Source organism: Euryhalocaulis sp., from assembly GCF_013911995.1.
Lineage (GTDB): Bacteria > Pseudomonadota > Alphaproteobacteria > Caulobacterales > Maricaulaceae > Euryhalocaulis > Euryhalocaulis caribicus.
In genome coordinates this window covers 1-21,701 of the sequence record NZ_JACESD010000048.1, presented here as the reverse complement: position 1 = coordinate 21,701, position 21,701 = coordinate 1, and the positions used below count along the sequence as shown (strand labels likewise).

The window sequence follows — 21,701 nt, the reverse complement described above, 5'->3', positions numbered from 1 at the left end:
GCCTGCGCCGGTACATCCGGCGTGTCTTCAGCGCTGGCGGTCTCTGTATCCGCGGCTGCGTCCGCGGGCGCGTCGGCCGGTTCTTCTAGCAGGGAGGACAGCTCGTCCATGGAAGCGGGGACGCCGTCATTGGCGGCGGTTTGCGCCGAATCCGACGCGGCGTCATCGCTTTCGCCGTTCAGCACGTCGCCGACCGTGGGGCCGGTCAGCGGATCGGCCACGCGCGCGCCGCCATCCTGCTCATTGCCGGTAAGGAACAGCATCGCGGCCGCGCCGATCAGGGTCAGGGTGGCCAGCGCGCCGGCGCCCATCAGGATGACGCGGGCCGTGCGGCCTTTCGACGGCTCCTCGCGGCGGCCCAGTATCGGCGATCCGCGGTCGCGGGCATTGCCGCTCTCGCTCTGGCGCATGGCGTTGCGCGCCGCGCTCAGGAAGCCGGGATCTGCGGTCGCGCCCAGCGGCGCGGGGCGCGGCGGGGCTTTGACGGATTCCTTTTCAGGCTGGTCCGGTTTCTTGGCCGCGGCGTCGGCCTGCGCCGGTTCGTCCACGAACAGAAGATCGTCTTCCGGGTCGAAATCCGAATCGAAATCCAGGGTTTCTTCGTCTTCGCCGCGGTCCGTCTCAGCGTAGACCGACTCCGAGTCCGTTTCCGGAGCCAGCGAAGCGAAAGGGTTGGGACGCGCCTCTTTCTCTTCCGCGGCCGGCGCGGCGGGCTCGTCCACGAAGAAGGCGTCTTCCTCGTCTTCCTCGGCCAGGGCGTCCTCGGCGCGCGGCATGGCGGCGGCCTCGGCCGCCTCATCGGCGCGCCGGGGCTTCGCGGAGCCGTAATCCTCAGTGAAGGTGTCGCGTTCCGTGCCCTCGATGGAATCCAGACGCCGCGCCAGATCGGCCAGCGCCGATTGCACGGGGGACAGGGCGTCCTCGCTTTCGTCCCGCACCGCGTCCAGCTTGGCGCCGACGCCGGCCATCGCTTCGCGGATCATCTGCTGGGTGCGCTTTTCGCTGTCCCGCAGGCGATCTTCCAGCGTGCCGCCGCCCGTCTCGTCCTCTTCCTCGCGCAGCCGCTCCAGCCGGTCGCCGAGCGCGGAAATCGATTCAGCATTGCGCGCTTCGGAGGCTTCCAGACGCTCGGACAGGCGTTCGGAAATCTGCGCCACCTCGTCGCCGATGCGGCGGATGGCGTTGGTGGAGTTGGTCTCGACTTCGCGCAGGCGCGTTTCCAGTCCGCGTTCCTGATTGGCCTCGTCCCGCATGCGGCGCTCGGCCGAATCCATGCGCTTTTCGACGGTCTGGCCAAGCAGGGAAATCTGTTCGCCGATTTTCGCCAGCGTGTCGGAATGGCGCTGCTCGCTCTGCGACAGGGACTGTTCCAGCCGTTGCAGGCGCGGGGCGGAAGCCGCCTTCTCCAGCTGGTTGGCCATGTCGGCGCGTGAAGCCTCGATCATCGAGCGCAGATCGCCGGAGAGATCGGTGAAGCGTTTTTCCAGCCGGTCGCCGACGCCGGTCTCGGAATTTTCCTTGATCGAGGTTTCAGCCCCGCGCAGCCGGTCGTCCAGATTGGCGAAGCTGGCTTCCAGCGCGCGCACGGCGTTGTCGGTCAGGCGCTCGGCCTTGCCCAGCCGCTCATTGATGCGGTCGACAGAGGATTTCAGCTCTTCCAGCGTGGATTCGCTGGTTTCCCTGTGGGTTTCGAACGCTTGGCGCAGCGACTCCGTCTCTCGCCGCGCCTGCATGGCGGCGTGGTCGGATGTGGCGTCGATCCGCTTGGCCAGCTCCTCGCCGGACTTTTCCAGCTTGCCGGCCAGCGCCTCGAGCCGATCCTCGACCTCGCCGAAACGCTGTCCGGCCTTCTTGTCCCGTTGATGGACATGTCCGGCCACGGTGGCGACGGCGTCTTCCAGCCCCTGCACCGCTTTGACGCTTTCGGCCGGGCGGTCGTCCTCTTCCAGTTGCTTCAGGCGCTGGGCCAGGGACTGGTGCGCCTCGCGCAGTTCGCCCGTCGCGTCATCGGCGCGGTGGGCGGCGTCGTCATAATTGTCTTCGGCTTTGTCGAGGCGGGAGATCAGGCCCAGAATCGACTGGTCCATTCCGGTGATGGCCAGAGTCGAGCGGTGCTCGGCGGACTCGATGCGTTTGGCCAGCGCCCGCAGCTTCTGGTTCAGGCTGTCATCTTCGTCCAGCTCATCGGCGAAGGCGCCGAAATCGGGTTCGGGCGGACCATCCGTGGAGAAGCGTTCGGGCCGGCGCGGCGCATCCGATGCGCCCGGCTCGTCATCCCCCTCCAGGATTATCGCGTTTAACCATTCGCCGAGCGTCTTGCCCTCGCGCCGGGCCGCCTCGCGGGCGGTTTCCCTAGCCTTGGGATCGATCCCCTTAACGCTCCACGGCCCCCCGGCAGCCATGCGAATCACCTCACCAAACCGTTAACAGGACGCTACGCCCCGGCGCCTTTTGTGTAAACGCGAGCAACCCACACCAGATGTTGAGAATTCACTCGCGAATCACAGAGGACGCAATTCCGTTAACACCTAAGGCGCTCTAGGGTTAACGGCGGGTAAAACGGTTAATGGAAATCAAGGATTAAAAGGCTCCGATGTCAGGCGGCGATGTCTTCAGCCCCGAAAAACGCTCCGCCGTCATGCGGGCGGTGAAGAGCAAGGACACGAAACCTGAAATGGCGGTGCGCCGGATGCTGCACGCCGCCGGATACCGTTACCGCCTGCACCGCGCCGAACTGCCGGGAAAGCCGGACCTTGTCTTTGCCAGCCGGAAGAAGGCGATCTTCGTTCATGGCTGTTTCTGGCACGGTCATGACTGCCCCCGCGGCGCCCGCGCCCCCAAGAGCAATTCCGATTACTGGAAAGCCAAGATCGGCCGCAATGTAGAACGCGACGAAAGGGTCGCTGCTGCTTTTGATTCGCTTGGCTGGAAAAGACTTGTCATATGGGAGTGCGAAATTCCGGCGCCGAACTTGCTGGAGAGGGTGCAGAGCTTTCTGGAGCAGGGATAAGCGGACTGCTTTGGTACGATTGCAGGCAGGGCGCTCAAAAGGATTTTTGGAGGACCAACATGGCCACGTCGAATATGGAACAGCGCATTCAGCAACTCGTGGAGAAACTCCGCGCCGCCTCCGAGAAGGCCGGCGTGGAATGGCGCGAGGGGCCGGGCAAGTCCTATATCTTGAGCATTGGCAGCTACGCCATCACCGTTTCCAAGGACAATGATCCGCAACTGGCGATCTTCGACCAGAACGGCGAGGAGCTGGAAGCGGTCGAGCGCGCCGAGCTGGAAACGCACACCGCCGGCGACGGACGCAACTATGCCGAGCTGTGCGACAAGGTCTGGCGCCTGGCGCGCCGTTCCGCCGGCTCCGCCGAAGCGGCGTTCGACAAGATACTGACGATGCTGGACGACAAGGCGTCCGGCGGCGCGTCCGCCCCGGCGGCGACTCCGGTTCAGACCGAAACCGCGGCGGCCCCGGTCCAGCAGGCCGAGGCGGAAGAGCCGGAACTGGCGCCGCAAGCGCCGCAGGCCGGCATGGATGAGGGCCAGGACGGCGATGACGATCTCGAAGAGTTCGCCATCGAGCGCCCGGCCGCGTCCAATGGCGCGGCGTCCAGCGCCAATGACGATGACAGCGATGAAGAAGAGGACGCCCCGGCGCGCCGTCCGTTCTGGTCGTAATCATGCGGTCCTGAAAGGCCGTATCTGATTTCAGGGAGAAAGCGGGCTCCGCATTGCGGACGCCCGCTTTTTCTTTGCGCGCTCAGGAGTCGGCGCAGCCTTCACATTCGATTTCCACCGTCGCGTGGGTGATGTGGAAGCGTTCGGCCAGCCGCGCCTTGATTGCCGCCGCGATAGGGTCCGGCATCGATCCGACCGGAACGCGGGCGTGCAGGGTGATCATCGCCTTGCCTTCCGTGATCGACCAGGCATGGACGTGATGCACGTCTTCGACTTCCGGGATCGCTTCCATCAGGTCCGGCGCGATATGGCGCACGTCCAGATCCTTGGGCGCGGCCTCCAGCAGGATGCGGGCTGAATCTTTCGTCAGGCCCCAGGCCGAACGCAGGATCAGCACGGCGACCAGAAGTGAGAGCAGGGGGTCGATCGGCGTCCAGCCGGTCATCCAGATGACCAGCCCCGCGATCAGCGCGGCGACCGAGCCCAGAAGGTCGCCCAGAACATGCAGGGTGGCGCCGCGGATGTTCAGATTATCCCGGTCCGCCCCGTGCAGCGCCAGGAAGGCGGCGATATTGACCATCAGACCCAGCCCGGCCACGGCCATCAGGCCCAGCCCCGCAACCTCCACCGGCTCGGCGAAGCGGCGAATGGCCTCCACCACGATCCAGGCGACGATAACCAGCAGTGCGACGCCATTGACGAAGGCGGCCAGCACCTGGAACCGGTCATAACCGTAAGTGCGCTTCCAGTCGGCCGGGCGGCGCGACAGGCGGAACGCGAAGAAGGCAAGGCTCAGGGAAACAAAGTCGGTCAGCATGTGACCGGCGTCGGCCAGCAGGGCCAGGCTGCCGAACAACACGCCGCCCACCACTTCGGCCAGCATGAAAGAGCCGGTCAGCCCTGCGGCGATCAGCGTGCGCGCCTCGTTATGCGCGTGATGGTGATGTGCGTGGCCGTGTCCCATGTCGGTCCCAGTGCATAGACGACTCGGACGCGGTTTGTCTTGCTACGCTATAACAGACATGTGCGATTATTTCGGACGGCGGCGTCAGCCGGCGGCGCGAAGCGGCATCACGTTGCCATTTTCACACGTCTGGACGTCGCTGTTCGGCGCGAAATATTCGATCCGGGCAGGCCCGTCCGCGGAGGCGGCCGGCGCCGGCGCGCATAGGCCAAGAAAGCCCGGCGCGCCGTTCGTGTCGGGACCGGTGGGAAGGATCAGGATGGACAGGCCGCCATTATCGCCTTGTCCGCGAAGGCAGGCTGCGTTGCACCGGCGGTGTGATTCCAGAATAACGCTGTCCAGAATATCCAGATGATGGCCCAGCGCAGTGTCGCCATGCCGGTTATCCACCTTCAGCGCTTCGGCCGCGTCTGTCCCTATGAAGGTGAAACGCGCCGCGCCATCTTCGCGGCAACCGAAGAAGATATGGGCGAGTATGCCGGGCCGGGCGTCATTGAGACGGGATACGAGCGCGGAGAGAATATCGGCTTCGTCCGCCCCGGACATGAGGCCGCGCCACAGCTCAAGCGCCAGCGACAGGCGCATTTCATCATTCAGTTTTTTCATGGGTGCAACTCCGAGATCTGAAATAGAGCACACTCACTGACTGAAGTCAATGAGTGATGACCACAGTCACTGGGCGTAGTCAGCTGGACACGCGGCGGAATTTTTGAATGATGCGGCCAAGGGCCCGTCTGACGGGCGGGGAGTACTTAAAATGCAAATCAAGCAAGCCCCGAGGCGGCGGTCCATTACCCGCGCCGAGCAGAAGGAAAAGACCCAGGCGCGCGTCATCAACGCGGCCCGCGAACTGTTCTCTGAAAAGGGGTTCTTCGGAACCCGCGCCAGCGACATCGCCAAGGCGGCGGGCGTGGCCCACGGCACGGTGTTCTCTGAATATGGCTCCAAGGTCGGTCTGATCACCGGAATTCTCGAAAGCATTCTTTGCGAGCGCATCGAGATTATCCGCAAGGTGGTCAAGAAAGGCCGCAAGAAGGGGTTGTCCCGTTCCGCGCTATTCCTGGAGGCGCTGCGTGCGCACTGGGATTATGACAGCGCCCAGCATCGCCTGATCCAAGCCTATTTTTCCTATTCATGGGTCTGGGACCAGGAAGATGAGAGCGAGTATCACAAGCGCCAGGTGCGGACGCTGAAAATCTATCTCGACCTTCTGGAAGACGGCGCGGCGCTGGATATCGGCAAGGACGATCCCGACGTGCATGACCGCATTTCGGTGCTGGTCGCCGTCTTCAATGACGCGCTGCGCAGCGTCCGCCACGGCAAGGACGAGGTCCAATGGGCGCGCGTGGAGAAGGCCGCCAAGCTGCTGTTTCCCTTCAAGGACTGACGCGCCGCGCCAGCCCTTCTACGCCGGAATATGAATCGGGTGGCCCAGCGCCGCCAAGGCCGACTCGGCGAAGGCTTCGGTCATGGTCGGGTGGACGTGGATCGTGCCGGCGATGTCCTCCAGCCGCGCGCCCATCTCGACCGCCAGCGCGAACTCGCCCGACATCTCGGCGATATGCGCGCCCACGGCGTGAATGCCGAGGATGACGTGATCGGACTTGCGCGCGGTCACGCGGACAAAACCTGAATCGCCGGCGTTCACCGCCAGCGCCCGCCCCGACGCGGAAAGCGGGAAGCGGCCGATGACCGTTTCGTGCCCGGCCTCTTTCGCCTCGTCCGGCGTCAGGCCGACGCCGACGACTTCCGGCTCGGTAAAGCAGACCGCGGCGATGGAGACGGGGTCATGCACGCGGCGATGGCCGGCGATGATTTCGGCCACCATTTCGCCCTGGGCAGTCGCCTTGTGGGCCAGCATCGGCTCGCCGATCAGGTCGCCGATGGCCCAGACATCGCGCATGGCGGTGCGGCATTGCTGGTCCGCCTTCACGAAGGCGCCGTCCATGTCGACGCCCATATTCTCCAGACCCCAGTTCTGCGTGCAGGGCTTGCGGCCCACCGCCACCAGAACCTTGCTGGCGCGCACCGAATCCGTCTCGCCTTCGGCGGTCTCGAATTCCAGATGCGTCTTGTCGTCCTTCTCGGTCAGGCCCTTGGCCTTGCAGGAAAGGCGCACATCGACGTCGTGTTTCTTGAGCCATTGCATGACCGGCTTGGTCATTTCAGCGTCGAACAGCGGCATGATGCGGTCCAGCGCCTCGACGAAGGTGACCTTGGAGCCGAGCTTGGCGTAGGCGATGCCAAGCTCCAGCCCGATATAGCCCGCGCCGATCACGACGAGATGTTTGGGGACCTCTTTCAGCTCCAGCGCGTGGGTGGAGCTGATCACGGTGTCGCCGTCGAACGGCATGAAGGGCAGCTCGGTCTCGGTGGAGCCATTGGCCAGGATCACGTGCTCGGCGGTGATCTTCAGCTTCTCCTCGCCCTCGCGCTCGACCACGCAGGTCTTGGCGTCCTCGAATGTCGCCCAGCCGGCGACCGCCTCGACGCCCGCCTTCTTAAGCAGCATCTGCACGCCGCCGGAGAGCCGGTCGACGATCTTGGACTTCCAGCCGATCATCTTCTCCATATCGATCTCGGGATCTTTCACCGAAATGCCCATGGTCTGGTTGGCGGCGTAGTCCTTCGCGTGCTCGAACTCGGTCGCGGCGTGGATCACGGCCTTGGAGGGGATGCAGCCCCGGATCAGGCAGGTCCCGCCCAGCCGGTCGCCCTCGACGATCACCGTATCCAGGCCCAGCTGGCCGGCGCGGATCGCGGCCGGATAACCGCCGGGCCCGGCGCCTACGACGAGAACTTTGCACTTGCGGGTTTTCATGGCACTACTCATAAAAGCTTCTAGTGTCGGCTTCGATGTTCTGAATCAAAATTTCGTTTTCTGGGGATAAAGTGAAGTAAACCCTAGCTGGATAGGAGTCATTAAAGCTTACAGGGTCATTAGAGTTTATGTCATAATTCAATGTGACATATATTGTTGCGGCAATGATAATATCATCACCATCTTTAATGACTGAATCTCCATAAACTTCAATACCATCAAAAACTGTATTAGCAGAAAGGTCGGAAAGCTCTTGCCAGGCTGAACTTTCCTCAACTTCATAATTCTCTAGAGCGCTCTCAATTTTTTGCTCGATTGGTCCGATTATCTCGAACAAATGACTGGTATATCTGATAGGATTGCTCATTCCGTAAGCACCCCATTTTTTAGGCGCCAACGAAGAGTTTGCGCGAGCCCATCTAAATCGGTCATCAAGCAGGCAGCGTCGATGCCCATTGAAAAAAACATTCTCTGGAAATCGGTTTTAAGTTTACCCGGTATTTCGAAGCGCTTGATGTGGTTCTTCATTATCCACCGCTTTTTTGGATTTGCATGAATGCTGAAAAGACCACGTTGCGCGGTGATGCGCTGTGCGAGTGCGGAGGGATAAAGGAAGCGATTATCCTCAATCTTAAAGGGGTCGACTTCTTCTGGATCATTAGGCCGATAAAACCCGATCGCTCTTGCTTCAACGGCTATAACTAGACCGTCTCGCTTACCCCGAGGGGAGGGTTGGCATGCAAAGTATCCCGCCACCAAAGGATTTGTCGTCCAGTCAATTAATCGTGTTGGCAGTCCGTGGTGCTGAGCAAGGGAAAGCCAATCCCAATCTGAGTGGAAGTCGCGCCTATCCAAGTTAGCGAGCGCTGATCGCTTAAACTCTTCTAATAAATGTATTTCCCGTTCTGGTTTATATTGATCCAATCTGCCCACAGAAGGCAGCAATGCCCATTTTTGCGACTGGCCGCGAAAAACCCAGCGCGGTGATTTATGCTCTTGAACCCAGTCAACAAAGTATTGGAAGTGTGCAAAAGCTTCCCTTCTAGCGCGTACTCGCTCAAGAACTTGTTTCGATAGGTTAATTCGACGGGGCATAGCTTAATAGAAAAACTTAGTAAGGCTTTCTCTGATAAACGGCATCAGTGATTTTATATCGTGGGAATTCAGCCAAAAATCTCAATCATGGAAAAGCAATCGTTTAAGATTTTTTCCCCATTGCTTTGTCGTCGATCCACCTCAGTTGGCTTGCTGAAAAACCGAAATCTTTCGCACATTTCTCAGCAGCTTCTTTCGCTAGCGCATGCGTGGCAAATATATCTTGAAAGGCTGTGTGGCGATTCCCCGGTCCGGCGCGTTCGATAACTTCAACAACTGCACGCCATTGGTCATTGTCCAACATATAAATTTCAATAGTGCAGCGATGAACATCGTCCGGATGCGGCATGCCTAACCCTCCATAAAGATCGTCGCCGGGTTCTCCAGCATCGCCTTGAGGGCCTGGATCAGGGAGGCGGCGTCGTAGCCGTCGACCATGCGGTGGTCGAAGCTGGAGGAGAGGTTCATCATCAGGCGCGGCGCGACACGGCCCTTTGCGTCGTAGCGCGGCAGTTCCTGCATCTTGTTGACGCCGATGATGGCCGTCTCCGGCGCGTTGATGACCGGGGTGGAGGCCACGCCCCCCATCGCGCCCAGCGAGGTGATGGTGATGGTGGAGCCGGTCAGCTCGTCCTTCGTCGCCTTGCCGGTGCGCGCGGCCTCGGCCAGGCGCGAGATCTCGGCGGCCTGGTCCCAGATGGAGAGCGCCTCGGCATGACGGACCACCGGCACCATAAGGCCGTTCTGGGTGGCCGTCGCGATGCCGCAATGCACCGGCTCGAACCGGGTCAGCTCATTAGCCTCTTCATCGTAATTGGCGTTGGCCGCCGGGAAATCGGGGAGGGCGCGGCAGAGCGCGGTCATCAGGAAGGGCAGGATGGTCAGCTTGGGCTGGCCGTCCTTGCGGGTCGCGTTCAGATGCTGGCGCAGGGACTCCAGGTCTGTGACGTCGATTTCCTCGACATAGGCGAAATGCGGGATGGTCCGCTTCGACTTCGCCATGTTCTCCGCGATCTTGCGGCGCAGGCCGATGATTTTGGAGGTCTCCTCGCCGGTGCGTTTGGCAAGGCCGCGGGAGCCCCCGCCGCCCGCCGCCGCGGCCAGGCGGCCGCCGCTGGCGATGAAATCATCCATGTCCTGATGCGTGATGCGGCCCGCCGGGCCGGTGCCCGGGACGGCGCCCAGATCGATATCGCTTTCCAGCGCGCGCTTGCGCACGGCGGGGCTGGCCAGCGGCCGCTCGCCGTCTTCGCGCGCGGCGGCTTTCGGCACGGAGGCGGCCGGCTTGGGCGCGGGTTCGGGTTTGGGTTCCGGCTTTTCTTCCGGTTCCTCTATCGGCGCTTCGCTGGCCTTGGCTTCCTCGGCCACCTTCTCGGGCTGTTTCGGCTCCGGCTCGGGCGCGGCCTCTTCTTCCTGCTTGGGAACGTCGCCCTCGACCTCGATCTCCACAATCACGGTGCCGGTGGCGATGATGTCGCCGGGCTCGCCATTCAGGGCCTTTACCTTGCCGGAAACCGGAGAGGGCAGTTCGACGGTGGCCTTGTCGGTCATCACGTCGACCATGTTGTCGTCTTCGGCGATATCGTCGCCGGCCTTGATGCGCCATTCGACGATCTCGGCCTCGGTCACGCCCTCGCCGACATCGGGAAGCTTGAACTTGAAAACGCCCATTATTCTTCCATTACCTCTTTCAGCGCCCGGACGACCCGTTTCTGTCCCGGGAAATAGGCCCATTCATGCGCGTGCGGGTAGGGCGTATCCCAACCCGTGACGCGTTTGATGGGCGCTTCCAGCGCATAGAAACATTCTTCCTGAATTTGCGCCGACAGCTCCGCGCCGAAGCCGGATGTGCGCGGCGCTTCGTGCAGGATCACGCAGCGGCCCGTCTTGTTCACCGAGGCCGCGATGGTCTCGATGTCGTACGGGGTCAGGGTTTTCAGGTCGATCACCTCGGCGTCGACTCCGGCCGCTTCCGCGGCGGCCAGGCCAACATGAACCATGGTGCCGTAACCCAGCACGGTGACGTCCGCGCCTTCGCGGCGGATTTCCGCCTTGCCCAGCTCCACCCGGTAATGACCGGTCGGCACCTGGCCGCGCTCATGCTTGGTCCAGGGCGTCAGCGGCTTGTTGGGGTCGCCGTCGAACGGGCCGTTATAAAGGCGCTTGGGCTCGAAGAAGATCACCGGGTCCTCGCCCTCGCTGGCCGCGATCAACATGCCTTTCGCGTCATACGGGTTCGACGGCATGCAGACCTTGATGCCCGGAATATGGGTGAAGAAGGCTTCCGGGCTCATCGAGTGGGTCTGGCCGCCATAGATGCCGCCGCCGCACGGGCTGCGCACCACGACCGGCGCGGTGTACTGGTTCGCCGAGCGATAGCGAATGCGCGACATCTCGGAGATGATCTGGTCAAAGCCGGGGAAGATATAATCGGCAAACTGGATCTCCGCGATCGGCTTCAGGCCGTTCGTCGCCATGCCGATGGCCATGCCCATGATGGCGCCTTCATTGATCGGCGCGTCGAACACGCGGTGCAGGCCGTATTTCTCCTGCAGTTTCGCGGTCACGCCGAACACGCCGCCGAAATAGCCGGCGTCCTCGCCGAAATGCACGACGCGTTCGTCTTTTTCCAGAAGCGTGTCGATCGCCGAGTTGAGCGCGGCGATCATGCTCATGGGTTTCGTTTCAGTGTCGCTGCGGGTCATGTCCGCCATCTCTAGACCCCCAGATCCTGCCGCTGGCGCCGCTGGCGCCAATCAGGCTGTTCATAGACATCCTCGAAAATTGTCTGGGTGGGGGAAAGCGGTCCCTCTTCCAGCGTGCCGTGGCCGACGGACTCTTTCCATGCCGCGGCGACCTTCTCCACGCACTCGTCCCAATAGGCGTCATGCTGGTCCTGAGACCACTCGCCCAGCGCGATGAGATGGTTCTTCAACCGCTCCACCGGATCGCCCAGCGGCCAGTCATTCCATTCTTCCTTCGGACGATACTTGGAGGGATCGTCGGAGGTGGAGTGCGCCTCGGCGCGGTAGGTGTAGATTTCCAGCAGCGTCGCGCCGTGGCCGGCGCGGGCGCGCTCGGCGGCCCATTGCGTGGCGGCGTACACGGCCAGGAAGTCGTTGCCGTCGACGCGCAGGCCCGGCATGGCGTAGCCGATGGCCTTGGAGGCGAACGTCGTGCGCTCGCCGCCCGACAGCGACTGCGTCATCGAGATCGCCCACTGATTGTTCACGACATTCAGGACGACCGGCGCCTTGTAGACCCCGGCCAGCGTCAGGGCGGAATGGAAGTCGCCCTCGGCGGTCGATCCGTCGCCGATCCAGGAGGCGGCGATATTGTCCGAGCCCTTATAGGCCTCCGCCATGCCCCAGCCGACCGCCTGCGGGAACTGCGTGGTCAGATTGCCGGAGATGGAAAAGAAATTCCCCTCCCGCCACGTATAGTGAACGGGAAGCTGGCGGCCTTTCAGATTGTCCCGGGCGTTGGAAATGCAGTGGCACATCATGTCCACCATGTCCCGGCCGCGCGTGAACAGGATGCCCTGCTGGCGGTAGGACGGGAACACCATGTCCTCGAACCGCAGCGCCATGGCCGCGGCGACGGCCACCGCCTCCTCGCCCAGCGACTTCATGTAGAAGGAAAGGCGCTTGGTGCGCTGCATCTTCAGAAGCCGGTCGTCATAGGCCCGGGTCATCAGCATGTGCTTGAGGCCCGTGCGCAGGGTCTCGGCGTCCAGCTTCGGATCCCATTCGCCGACCGCCTTGTGATCGTCGCCCAGCACGCGGATCAGGCCGAAGGCCAGCTCCATCGTCTCGGTGGCGTTCACGTCCGGCGAAGGGCGCTTGTGCGCCCCCGGCTCGGGGAACTTCAGATGGGAGAAGTCAGGCGTTTCACCGGGCCGCGCCACGGGGGCGGGCACGTGGAAGGGTGCGTTTGTTCGGCGCATGCGCGTCCATTGTTGCTATGGGGCGCCGCGCGTTGTCATCCGCGCCGCGCCCTCTTTTTGAATTATGGGCGTTTCCTCACGCGAGGGTTCACCTAGCGCGAAGCGCGGGTTTGAGCAATGCGCGGGCTGTGGCGGGGCCATTTCGGCGGTCAGGACGCCCTTGTTTCCCGGTCTTGAAAAATAAATCGCGTATAGGTTGTTTAATCGAACCAGCTCCAAAGCAACATATGTTATAGCGTTGGGCCGCGCTCAATCCGTTGAGGTTGCTAACGCTTGCAATATAATACCTTTAATATCAGCAACTTGATTCTCTATTTTTCTCATAATTATTTTAAAGTGCATATCGAATAAAAATCCCTTTTGAGTTGCGCGCCTCTAAAGTTCATGCACCTAATACGTGCATAAGCCACAGGAGGAGAAAAATGGCAGTTATCAACGGAACCACGGGCAACGACATTCTGACCGGCACCAGCGCGGCGGACTCCATCTTCGGAGGCGCGGGAGACGACAAACTGTTCGGAAATGGCGGGGCTGATGAACTGATCGGCGGCGCCGGCGACGACATCGTGCGCGGCAATTCAGGAAATGATTTCCTGACCGGGGGCGATGGAAACGACACATTGATTGGCGGGACGGGCGCGGACTCGCTCTATGGCGAACTCGGCTCCGACATCCTGAAAGGGGACTCCGGGGCCGACAAGCTGCGCGGCGGTGACGGCGACGACACGCTGCGCGGCGGTGACGGCAATGACGATCTGGGCGGCAATGCCGACGATGACCGCCTGTTCGGCGGCGACGGCGATGACGTTCTGGACGGCGGTTCGGGGGTCGACACGCTGGTCGGCGGCAGCGGCGTGGATACGCTTTACGGGGGGAATGGCGATGACGACCTGTTCGGCGAATTCGGCAACGACTTCCTGATTGGCGAGGCGGGCGATGACCTCCTGAACGCCAGCGCCGGCAATGACAGATTGTATGGCGGGTCCGGCAATGACCGGCTGGTCGATGGCGGCGGCGACGATATCAGCTATGGCGGCGCCGGTGACGATATCTTCCAGAACCAGGGCGGTGACGACATCGCCTATGGCGGCGATGACGATGACGTCTTCAAGGCCGGCTTCGGCGAAGACGAATTCTATGGCGGCGACGGGTTCGACGGCGTGGTGTTCGAAGACGGCGCCGCGGACGACTATCTCGTCACGCTGAACCTGAACGGTGAAGTCGTGCTGGACGATGGCAATGGCAACACGATCCTGGTCGGATCGGATGTCGAATATATCCAGGACTCGGCCGCGCCTCTGGCGCTGATCGCTTATGGCGATCTGGTCGACAATGTCGGCTCGACACTGGGCGGCATACTGGATGATCTGTTCGGCATCATCCTCGGATAGCGTTTGCAGCTTCGCTTTCCGGATGGAAAAGCGGCGGTTTCCGCCGCTTTTCTCTTTTGAAAGAGGCGCTAATCGATCCGCCGCGCCGGTACGGTCAGGGTGCAGATGTCCACGGTCTCCGGGGGCTTGCGGAACCAGAACTCGCCGTCACGCACCCGCTTGGCAGTTTTCAGATCCGCAAATGCCTGCGAATCCGTCCGCATGACTTCCCATTGCGGCCGCTCGCCGGCGGGCAGGTCCGCGGCAAGCGAGACCGACAGGATGGGCGTGCGGTCGCCTGCGTCCGGGATAACGCCGGAGGCATTGCCGGGCGCAGCGTGATTGACGGCCTGAACATGATCCATCCCGCCGATCACCCGCCCGAATACGGTCAGGTTGCGGTCCAGATGCCGGGGCGCCTGACCATTTATGATGTAGAAATGGGACGAGCCGGAGTCGGGGTCGTTGTTCCGGGCCATGGCCATGGCGCCCATGCAGTGCAGCAGCCAGACCGTATCGTCCTGCCGGCCCGCGGCGAAGCCGCCGATATGGCCGGCCTCCTGCGCGAACAGATCGGCATTGCCCAGCGGGGTGAACTCAATGCCCTCGCCGATTTCGCGCTCATATTCGCGGGGCAGTTCCGGCGCGCCGTCATCGCCTTCGCAGTCCGGGCCGATACAGATGCCGCCCTGCGCAACGAAATTGCCGATTACGCGATAAAAACTCGCGCCTTCGTCATAATGGCCGGTGCGGGCGAGGGTCCGCATCTGTTCGGCGGTTTCCGGGGCAAACGCCGGGTTCAGCTCGATCGTGACGGTGCCGCCCGGCGTCTCCAACAGGAGAAGATTGTCCGGGGCCACGATGCGCCAGTTGGCGGCGTCATCTTCGGGGTTCGCGTCCTGTGCGGCGGCGGGCGCGGCGAGCGCCAGGACGGCGGCAAGGGCGGCAAAAGTCGTGGAAGCGCGCATGCATACTCCTGCGGGAATGCGGAACTGGCCGCAGCCTAGCGCGGGCCCGCTCCAAGCGGAACATGGGAGAGGTTTGAAATATTACGGAAGAAGACGGACGCTCAGTCGTCGTCCTCATCGTCATCATCATCGCCGGGTATGACGGCCTGACCGACATTGCCGGCCACGTCCACGGTTCCCTGAACAACATCGCCGGCCACGGATACGGCGGTGGCGGCGATGCAGCCGGCCAGGCCGTTACAGGCCAGTACCGCGATGATGGCGAGGAGGAAGCGTTTCATGGCCACAAATCAGGCCGCGAAGGCGGCCAGACGCTCGGCCAGGAAGGCGGCGTCGGCGCAATAGCGTTCGGCCAGCCCGTCCAGCCGGGCGTGAGCGTCGTCCAGTTCCTTGCGGATCTGTTCGATTTCCGCATCGCCATCGAAGGCGTCGCGCGCGGGGGACAGCTGGAATCCGCCAATGCCGCGCGTCAGGCGCGTATGGCGCACGGCCAGCTTCACGCCGCCATGCTCCTGCAGATTGATTTCGATCTCGTCATGTCCGTCATCGATCAGATTGACGCCGTTGGCGCTGGCCGCCTTGGCGGCTGTGTCGATGGCCTCGATCATGTCGTTATAGCGTTCGGCGATCAGGGCGCGCTTGGCCTTGTTCTCGGTCGCCGCGGCGCTTCCCGTCAGCTCCCGGCCTTCGCCGATCATCGCGCCGATCGCGTCCACCCCTTGCGCGGCGGCCTCCAGCGTGGCGATGGCGTTCTCCAGGATCTGCGTCTGCTCCTTCAGGGCATACGGATCCTTGACGGCGGCGTGACGCAGCGCGCGGTCCACCGCGACGCTGGTGTCGACCTCTTCGGTCTCGGGCTTGCGATTCTGAAACAGCATCATGGCGCCACTCTGGGGCGCCATGACTGAAAACACTGTTAACCGCGGCTGCTTCAGACAGTGTCCACCAGCACCAGCTCGGCCTCCTCGCCGGCCTTGATGCGGATGACGTCTTCCTCGCGGATGGCCGCGCCGTCGCGCGGGCCAAGCGGCACGCCGTTCACGTCCGCCGAACCGCGGGCCACGACCAGATAGGCATAGCGCCCTTCGCCCAGCTCATAGGTTTCGCTTTCGCCCGCTTTCAGCGTGGCGCCCAGAATGCGGGCGTCCTGACGGATCGGCAGAGCCTCGTCGCCTTTCCGGCCTGACGCCAGGGTGACAAACTTCCCTGAATCCTTGGGAAATTCCGCGGTCTCCCAATAGGGTTCGCCGCCGGTCTGGTCGGTCTCGATCCAGATCTGGAAGAGGGTCGTGTCCTCGTCTTCCTGATTGAACTCGGCATGGCGGATGCCGCTGCCCGCGCTCATCACCTGCACGTCGCCCGCGCCGGTGCGCCCGGAATTGCCCAGGCTGTCCTTGTGGCTGATCGCTCCGGTCCGGACATAGGTGATGATTTCCATATTGTCGTGCGGGTGCGGCGGGAAGCCGGTTCCGGCGCGGATCGTGTCGTCATTCCACACGCGCAGCTTGCCCCAGCCCATGCGTTGCGGGTCGAAATAGCGGGAGAAGCTGAAATGATAATGGGCGTTCAGCCAGTCATTCTCGAACCGGCCAAGCTGGTTGAAAGGGCGTTTCTCGATCATCGTATCGCTCCATGACATGCGGCTGACAGCCGCTTGGGAACGTAGATAGGCAAAGTTTTGCGAATGTGAAGCCCGGTTCGCGTCAGTCGTCGAAATCAGGCGCGTCCGTCACGCTTTCAGGCTGATCCTCGTCCGGCGCCTCGCCCTTGCCGCTTCCCTGCCGCGCATCGACCTCCTCCTTCGTGGTCTTCGGCCTGGCGGCGGGCGCCGGCGGCTGACGTTGCGCAACGGTGAGAATCCCCGGCTCGACCGATTTGATATGCAGGTCGCGCTGCGGGAAGGGGATGGCGATTTCATGCTCCTGGAACAGGTCCCAGATCGCCAGCAACACTTCGCTGGTGACGTTGCGCACGCCGTTCTGCGGGTCAGAAATCCAGAAGCGGATTTCCAGTTCCACAGCGCTGTCGCCAAACCCGGTCAGCAGGCACACCGGACGCGGATGGCTCAGCACGCGCTCGATCGAGCCGGCGGCTTCCAGCATCAGTTCCCGCGCCTTGTGGATGTCGGCGTCATAGGCGACGCCCACCTCTTTCTTGATCCGCACGGCCCGGTCCGAAAAGGACCAGTTCACCACCTTGTTGATGATGAATTCCTCGTTCGGGATCAGGTGCTCGTGATTGTCGCGGGTGACGACCGAGGCGTAGCGCAGGCCCAGCGACTTCACATAGCCATAGGTCTCGTCCACCTGGATCACGTCGCCCGGCTTTATGGACCGGTCCAGCAGCAGGATCACGCCGGAGACGAGGTTGGAGAAGATCTGCTGCAGCCCGAAGCCGATGCCAAGGCCCAGCGCGCCGGAGAAGAAGGCCAGCGCCGTCAGCGGGAAGCCGATGGAGGACAGGCCGATCAGGACCGCCACCGTAATCAGCAGCAATTGCAGGGCGCGCGATAACAGGATGCGGACCGAGGGCGTCAGGCTGGGCAGGCGGTCGATCCGCCCCTTCAGGACGCCGGAGAACCATAGCGCGACCCAGAAGAACAGCACCGCGATAACCATGCCGCGCACGATGGAAAGCGCGGAAAGCCGCGTCTCGCCCACCACGAATCCCAGGGTGTCGAGGAATTCGGCCGTGGGCCGCAACAGGCCGAAAATGCTGAGGGCGGCGATGATCCAGGCCAGGGTCGCCGCCGTGCGCGCCCAGAACGGCTCCTGAATGATGGTCGAGAAAAACCGGATAACGATCCAGGCGACCGTCAGGCTGACCGCGACGCGCGGCAGGAAATGCGGCTGGCCCACCGCGTCCAGCCCCAGTTCGGAGGCCATGAAGAAGATCAGCAACAGGGCCGGCCAGATCAGCGGCCGCACCCAGTGACCGATTTTCTTGGCCAGATCCGGAACATCCTCGCGCTCCAGAAGCCGCTCCATGCCCTTCAGGGCCAGGCGGTAGATAAGGATGGCGCCGGTGATGGAGGCCGCGACCAGCGCGATCTGGAGCGCCGCCTCAAGCGTCAGGATATTGTCGGCGACCCAGATCCAGCCCTGCGAAACCACGTCGCGGACATTTTCCGGCTCCAGCCGGCGGGCGATGGATTCGGGGTTGATCTCTGGCAGGTCCGCCTGGATTTCGGGCATGTCCTGCGCGCCCTCTTCGGGCGGCGGGGTCTGATCCTGTGCGGTCGAGGCGGTATCCTGCATTCCGCGTACAAAGCTACACGGCAAGCGTGATTCATGTCGAGATAGAACAGGTTAGCTTTACTGCGGACTTATTGTCCCTCGCGCCGCCATGCCCCGCCGGTCAGAAGCAGGACCAGCGCCAGCATCAGCAGCGCGGGCGCGGCTGGCGTCGATTCCCGCTCGGCCACGCGATAACGCTCATTCCGCTTGAAGCCGATCCATTCCCGGCCTGCGGCGTCATAGCCTTCGCGCACGCGGCGCATCTGCGGGGCTTCCCCCGCCTCGCCGGCATAGATCACGCCGCCGCCCGTGGCGCTGGCGACGGGGGCCAGCGCCTCGCCATCGACCTTCATGTTCTCGAACTCGGCCGGGTTCAGCGCGCCCGCCGCGGCCACGGCGGTCAACTCGCCGGCGCGGAAGCGGTGCAGCCCGGTGCCGCCGACCGCCATTTCGGCGCGATAGCGGCCGGGCGAAACCTCGCTGAACTCCAGCGGCGTCTCTTCGCCGTTCGGGGCGGTCATGGTTCCGCCTTCCGGCGCTTCGCCCATGGTGCGCAGCTCGGCAATGGCGGTTTCGCCCTCGATCCGGGCCGACAGTCGCTCTTCCTCCAGTTCCGGCTCTTTCATGAGCCAGTGCGCGACCCGGCGGAACAATTCGCGATAGGGGCCGCCATCCTCGTATCCGCGCGCCCACAACCAGGCCTGATCGGACAGCAGCAGCCCGACGCGGCCCTCCCCCACGCGGTCCAGAACCATCAGGGGCCGTTCGTCCGGGCCGGACATCAGCGTATCGCCGGAGACGGCCTCCGCCTCGACAATGCGGAACCACGGCCCCCACTCTTCCGCGGCCTCGTCCGCGAAGCCGGCGGTGACGGGGTGGATGCGTCCGGCCTCGGTCAGGCCCGGCGCGAAGCGCTGTTCGCCAACGCGGCCCGTCGGACGGGCGGGCAGTACGCTCGCCAGCATGGAGCGCGACAGGCTCAGCGGCCCGGCGAAAGGCGGCCCGGCGGCGACTAGAAGCGCGCCGCCGTCCTCCACATAGCGCGCGACATTGTCCAGATAGAGCGGCGGCAGCACGCCGCGCCGCTTGTAGCGGTCGAAGATGATCAGATCGAACTCGTCCAGCTTTTCCACGAACAGCTGGGTGGTGGGGAACTGGATCAGGGACAGCTCGTCGATCGGCGTGCGGTCGTCTTTCTGCGGCGGCCGCAGGATCGTGAAATGGACAAGGTCCACGCTGGGGTCGGACTTCAGCAGGTTGCGCCAGTCGCGCGCGCCCTGGTGCGGCTCCCCGGTGACCAGCAGCACGCGCAGGCGGTCGCGAACCCCGGTGATGGAGAGTGCGGCGCGGTTATTGATCAGGGTCAGCTCTTCCGGCCCCTCCGCCACCGTCACCTCGACGATGTTGGGGCCGCGATGGCCCAGCGGCAGCAGAACTTCCGATTCCTCGCCAACCCGGGCGCGGGCGCGCACCGGTTCGTCGCCGTCCACCGACAGGCTGACATTGGCGTAGGTCCCGGGCGGCACGGCCGGGTCGATCACTTTCACGACAAAGCTGACCGGCTCGGAGACCAGGCCGAAGGACGGCGCGCGGACAATCTCAAGCCGCCGGTCATCGGCGTCCGGGTCGCCCACCAGCACCGCGTGGAAGGGCGCGCCGAGGTCCAGCGCGTCCGGGTCCTCGGGGGCGTCCTGCGCCTGTCCGTCTGTCACGTCGATCACGGCGGCCAGACGGTCGCGCGGAACCTCGGCCAGCGCGCCGGACAGCGCCTCGAAGGGCCGCGTGCCGCCGGAATCGCGCGGTATTTCCGCTTCGACCAGCTCCAGACTGTCGTCGTTTTCTGCATATTGCCGGATGGCCGCCGCCACCGAATCCGCCGCGGCGGCGCGGTTTCCGGCTTCCATCGACTCGCTTCTGTCGACCAGCATCACCGCGATGTCGGAGAGCGGCTCGCGCTCCTCCCGCACGATGGAGGGATTGGCGAGCGCGGCGATCAGCGCCAGCGCCGCCAGCGCGCGCAGGATCCAGCCGCGCAGGCCCATTGCCGCCCCGATCAGCACGCCCAGCAGCGCCAATCCGCCGCCGATGATCAGCGCCAGATAGGGGACCAGCGGTTCGAACTCGATGGAAGAGATCATTGGCCGAGCCGCTCCAGCAGCGCCGGCACGTGCACCTGATCGGCCTTGTAGTTGCCGGTCAGGACATACATCACCAGATTGACGCCGACCCGGTAGGCGATTTCCCGCTGGCGCGGATCGTCAGAGGCGATGGCCGCGATGGGCCGCCCTTCGGCGTCGACCGCCCAGGCGGCGGCGTAATCGTTTGACCCGATGATGATGCCGGAAACCCCGTCGCGCCCGCTGGCCTCGTCCGTCTCGACATACAGCTTCCCGCCGTCCCAGCGGCCGGGATAGTCGTCCAGCAGATAGAAGCTCCTGGTCAGAACGTGTTCGGCCGGGGCCGGGGCCAGCGGCGGCACGTCCAGATCGGACAGCAAGACCTGCAGGCCCTGATGCCCGCCGCCCAGCCGCGTGGCGGCGGTTCCCGCATCCTGCGTATCGAACAGAACCGTGCCGCCCGCCTTGATATATTCGTCCAGCGCGGCGGTTTCGCGCGGGCTCAGCGGCCGCTCGCTGCTGCGCACCGGCCAGTAGAGCAGCGGATAGAGCAGCAGATTGTCCTCGCCGATGGTCACGCCCGCCGGCTCCGCCGGTTCGACGGCGGATCGGCGGATCAGCTCCCGCGTCAGGCCCTGAAGCCCGGCGCGGCTCATCTGGTCGATCTCCGCATCGCCGGTCTCGACATAGGCCAGCCGCATTTCCAGCGCCGCCGCCATCGCGGCTTCGTCCGCGGCCTGCGCGCGGGCCGGTCCGGGGTTCAGCGCCAGCGCGAACAGGCCCGCGGCCATCGCCGCCGCGCCGGGGCGCAGGCGGCGCGTCAGGCCGCGCATGCGGCCCGACAGCAACAGGGCGATAAGCGCGTCGGCGGCCAGCAGGACCAGCGCGGCCAGAAGCAGCAGGCCGGACAGGCGCTGCGGCGAGCGTTCGCCGTAATTATCCGCGCGCACGCCGTTGATGCGGGGCGTGGCGATCAGCGCATCACCCGGTCCGATCACGTTCAGCGCCCCGGCGTCCGTTCCCCGCCGGTAAAGCCCCGGCGGCGTTTCGGGGCCGATGGCGTCCGGCGGCCAGGCGTCGGCGGGCACCGGCCGCGCATCGCCGGACGGCGCGCCCAGCAGGCCGCGCGCATTGACAGCGCGTTCCAGCCGGTAAGGGCCTTCGCCCGCTTCCGCGCCCGCGCCGCCCGCGGTCGCCAGACCGGAAACCCGGTCCAGCATCTCAAGGAACAGGCCCGATAGCGGCAGATTCGACCATTCCGGATTGGCGGTGACGTGGAACAGCACGATCCAGCCGCGCCCCACGCGCTCGGCGGTGACCAGCGGCGTGCCGTCCTGCAGCCGCGCCCAGGTCTTGTAGCCCAGATCCGGCTCCGGTTCGGCCAGCACCTGGCGCTCCACAGTTATGTCCTCGCCAAGGCTCAGCCCCGCGAAGGGAGAGCTTTCCGGGAACTCGGCCAGCGCCTGCGGCTCGTCCCAGGCCAGCGCCCCGCCCATGGAG

21 protein-coding genes are annotated in these 21,701 nt (G+C 63.9%); 4 read left to right on the top strand and 17 right to left on the bottom strand.

Annotated features, from left to right (window positions below; all coding sequences use genetic code 11):
• A partial coding sequence (locus H2040_RS11805; protein WP_287157586.1) for a coiled-coil domain-containing protein occupies window positions 1–2,402 on the bottom strand: 2,402 nt, incomplete at its 3' end.
• Between the two features lie 191 nt (window positions 2,403–2,593).
• Between H2040_RS11805 and H2040_RS11800 the strand changes: the two genes are divergently transcribed.
• Window positions 2,594–3,010 carry a very short patch repair endonuclease gene (locus tag H2040_RS11800; protein WP_287157584.1) on the top strand — a complete coding sequence of 139 codons (417 nt, stop codon included), beginning with the start codon at window positions 2,594–2,596 and terminating at the stop codon, window positions 3,008–3,010.
• 59 nt (window positions 3,011–3,069) lie between these two features.
• The gene (locus tag H2040_RS11795; RefSeq protein ID WP_287157582.1) at window positions 3,070–3,684 is read left to right on the top strand and encodes a hypothetical protein; all 615 of its coding nucleotides are present in this window, start codon (window positions 3,070–3,072) and stop codon (window positions 3,682–3,684) included.
• Window positions 3,685–3,766: 82 nt separating this feature from the next.
• Here H2040_RS11795 and H2040_RS11790 read toward each other — a convergent pair whose 3' ends face one another.
• Both H2040_RS11790 and H2040_RS11785 read right to left on the bottom strand, forming a co-directional pair.
• A complete protein-coding gene (locus H2040_RS11790) occupies window positions 3,767–4,648 on the bottom strand; it encodes a cation diffusion facilitator family transporter (protein WP_287157581.1) in 882 nt (293 codons plus the stop codon).
• Window positions 4,649–4,732: 84 nt separating this feature from the next.
• On the bottom strand, window positions 4,733–5,254 hold the full coding sequence (locus H2040_RS11785; RefSeq protein ID WP_287157580.1) for a hypothetical protein: 522 nt from the start codon (window positions 5,252–5,254) through the stop codon (window positions 4,733–4,735).
• A 151-nt stretch (window positions 5,255–5,405) separates the two neighbouring features.
• Here H2040_RS11785 and H2040_RS11780 point away from each other — a divergent pair, with 151 nt between their 5' ends.
• Complete coding sequence (locus tag H2040_RS11780) at window positions 5,406–6,035, top strand: TetR/AcrR family transcriptional regulator (protein WP_287157576.1); 630 nt, start codon at window positions 5,406–5,408, stop codon at window positions 6,033–6,035.
• A gap of 18 nt (window positions 6,036–6,053) precedes the next feature.
• Here H2040_RS11780 and lpdA read toward each other — a convergent pair whose 3' ends face one another.
• From lpdA to H2040_RS11745, 7 genes are all read right to left on the bottom strand, one after another.
• Window positions 6,054–7,469: a dihydrolipoyl dehydrogenase gene (gene lpdA, locus H2040_RS11775; RefSeq protein ID WP_287157574.1), complete on the bottom strand. Its 1,416-nt coding sequence runs from the start codon at window positions 7,467–7,469 to the stop codon at window positions 6,054–6,056.
• Between the two features lie 4 nt (window positions 7,470–7,473).
• Window positions 7,474–7,836, bottom strand: a complete 363-nt coding sequence (locus H2040_RS11770; protein ID WP_287157573.1) for a pPIWI-associating nuclease domain-containing protein — start codon at window positions 7,834–7,836, stop codon at window positions 7,474–7,476.
• Window positions 7,833–8,564, bottom strand: coding sequence for an FRG domain-containing protein (locus H2040_RS11765; protein ID WP_287157571.1), 732 nt, complete (start codon window positions 8,562–8,564; stop codon window positions 7,833–7,835). The genes H2040_RS11770 and H2040_RS11765 overlap by 4 nt, the downstream gene beginning before the upstream one ends.
• 103 nt (window positions 8,565–8,667) lie before the next feature.
• Complete coding sequence (locus H2040_RS11760; RefSeq protein ID WP_287157570.1) at window positions 8,668–8,913, bottom strand: hypothetical protein; 246 nt, start codon at window positions 8,911–8,913, stop codon at window positions 8,668–8,670.
• Window positions 8,914–8,915: 2 nt separating this feature from the next.
• Window positions 8,916–10,235, bottom strand: a complete 1,320-nt coding sequence (locus H2040_RS11755) for a dihydrolipoamide acetyltransferase family protein (protein ID WP_287157569.1) — start codon at window positions 10,233–10,235, stop codon at window positions 8,916–8,918.
• Complete coding sequence (locus H2040_RS11750) at window positions 10,235–11,269, bottom strand: alpha-ketoacid dehydrogenase subunit beta (protein ID WP_287157567.1); 1,035 nt, start codon at window positions 11,267–11,269, stop codon at window positions 10,235–10,237. Before H2040_RS11750 ends, H2040_RS11755 begins: the two co-directional genes overlap by 1 nt.
• Before the next feature lie 11 nt (window positions 11,270–11,280).
• Complete coding sequence (locus tag H2040_RS11745; RefSeq protein WP_287157565.1) at window positions 11,281–12,510, bottom strand: thiamine pyrophosphate-dependent enzyme; 1,230 nt, start codon at window positions 12,508–12,510, stop codon at window positions 11,281–11,283.
• Window positions 12,511–12,932: 422 nt separating this feature from the next.
• On the opposite strand from H2040_RS11745, the gene H2040_RS11740 reads away from it, so the two are divergent.
• Window positions 12,933–13,901, top strand: coding sequence for a calcium-binding protein (locus H2040_RS11740; RefSeq protein WP_287157563.1), 969 nt, complete (start codon window positions 12,933–12,935; stop codon window positions 13,899–13,901).
• A 68-nt stretch (window positions 13,902–13,969) separates the two neighbouring features.
• Here the strand turns inward: H2040_RS11740 and H2040_RS11735 are convergent, their stop codons facing one another.
• The 7 genes from H2040_RS11735 to H2040_RS11705 all read right to left on the bottom strand — a co-directional run.
• The gene (locus tag H2040_RS11735; protein WP_287157561.1) at window positions 13,970–14,848 is read right to left on the bottom strand and encodes a peptidylprolyl isomerase; all 879 of its coding nucleotides are present in this window, start codon (window positions 14,846–14,848) and stop codon (window positions 13,970–13,972) included.
• 101 nt (window positions 14,849–14,949) lie between these two features.
• Entirely contained in the window at window positions 14,950–15,129 is a 180-nt protein-coding gene (locus tag H2040_RS11730) for a hypothetical protein (RefSeq protein ID WP_287157560.1), read from the bottom strand.
• A gap of 9 nt (window positions 15,130–15,138) precedes the next feature.
• Window positions 15,139–15,729 carry a hypothetical protein gene (locus H2040_RS11725; RefSeq protein WP_022696951.1) on the bottom strand — a complete coding sequence of 197 codons (591 nt, stop codon included), beginning with the start codon at window positions 15,727–15,729 and terminating at the stop codon, window positions 15,139–15,141.
• A 50-nt stretch (window positions 15,730–15,779) separates the two neighbouring features.
• Entirely contained in the window at window positions 15,780–16,469 is a 690-nt protein-coding gene (locus H2040_RS11720; protein ID WP_287157559.1) for a pirin family protein, read from the bottom strand.
• An 82-nt stretch (window positions 16,470–16,551) separates the two neighbouring features.
• Window positions 16,552–18,105, bottom strand: a complete 1,554-nt coding sequence (locus H2040_RS11715) for a mechanosensitive ion channel family protein (protein WP_287157558.1) — start codon at window positions 18,103–18,105, stop codon at window positions 16,552–16,554.
• Window positions 18,106–18,173: 68 nt separating this feature from the next.
• Window positions 18,174–20,222, bottom strand: a complete 2,049-nt coding sequence (locus tag H2040_RS11710) for a hypothetical protein (RefSeq protein WP_287157556.1) — start codon at window positions 20,220–20,222, stop codon at window positions 18,174–18,176.
• Window positions 20,219–21,701 (bottom strand): DUF4159 domain-containing protein (locus tag H2040_RS11705; protein ID WP_287157555.1); only part of this gene is annotated, 1,483 nt, incomplete at its 5' end. The genes H2040_RS11705 and H2040_RS11710, both read right to left, overlap by 4 nt.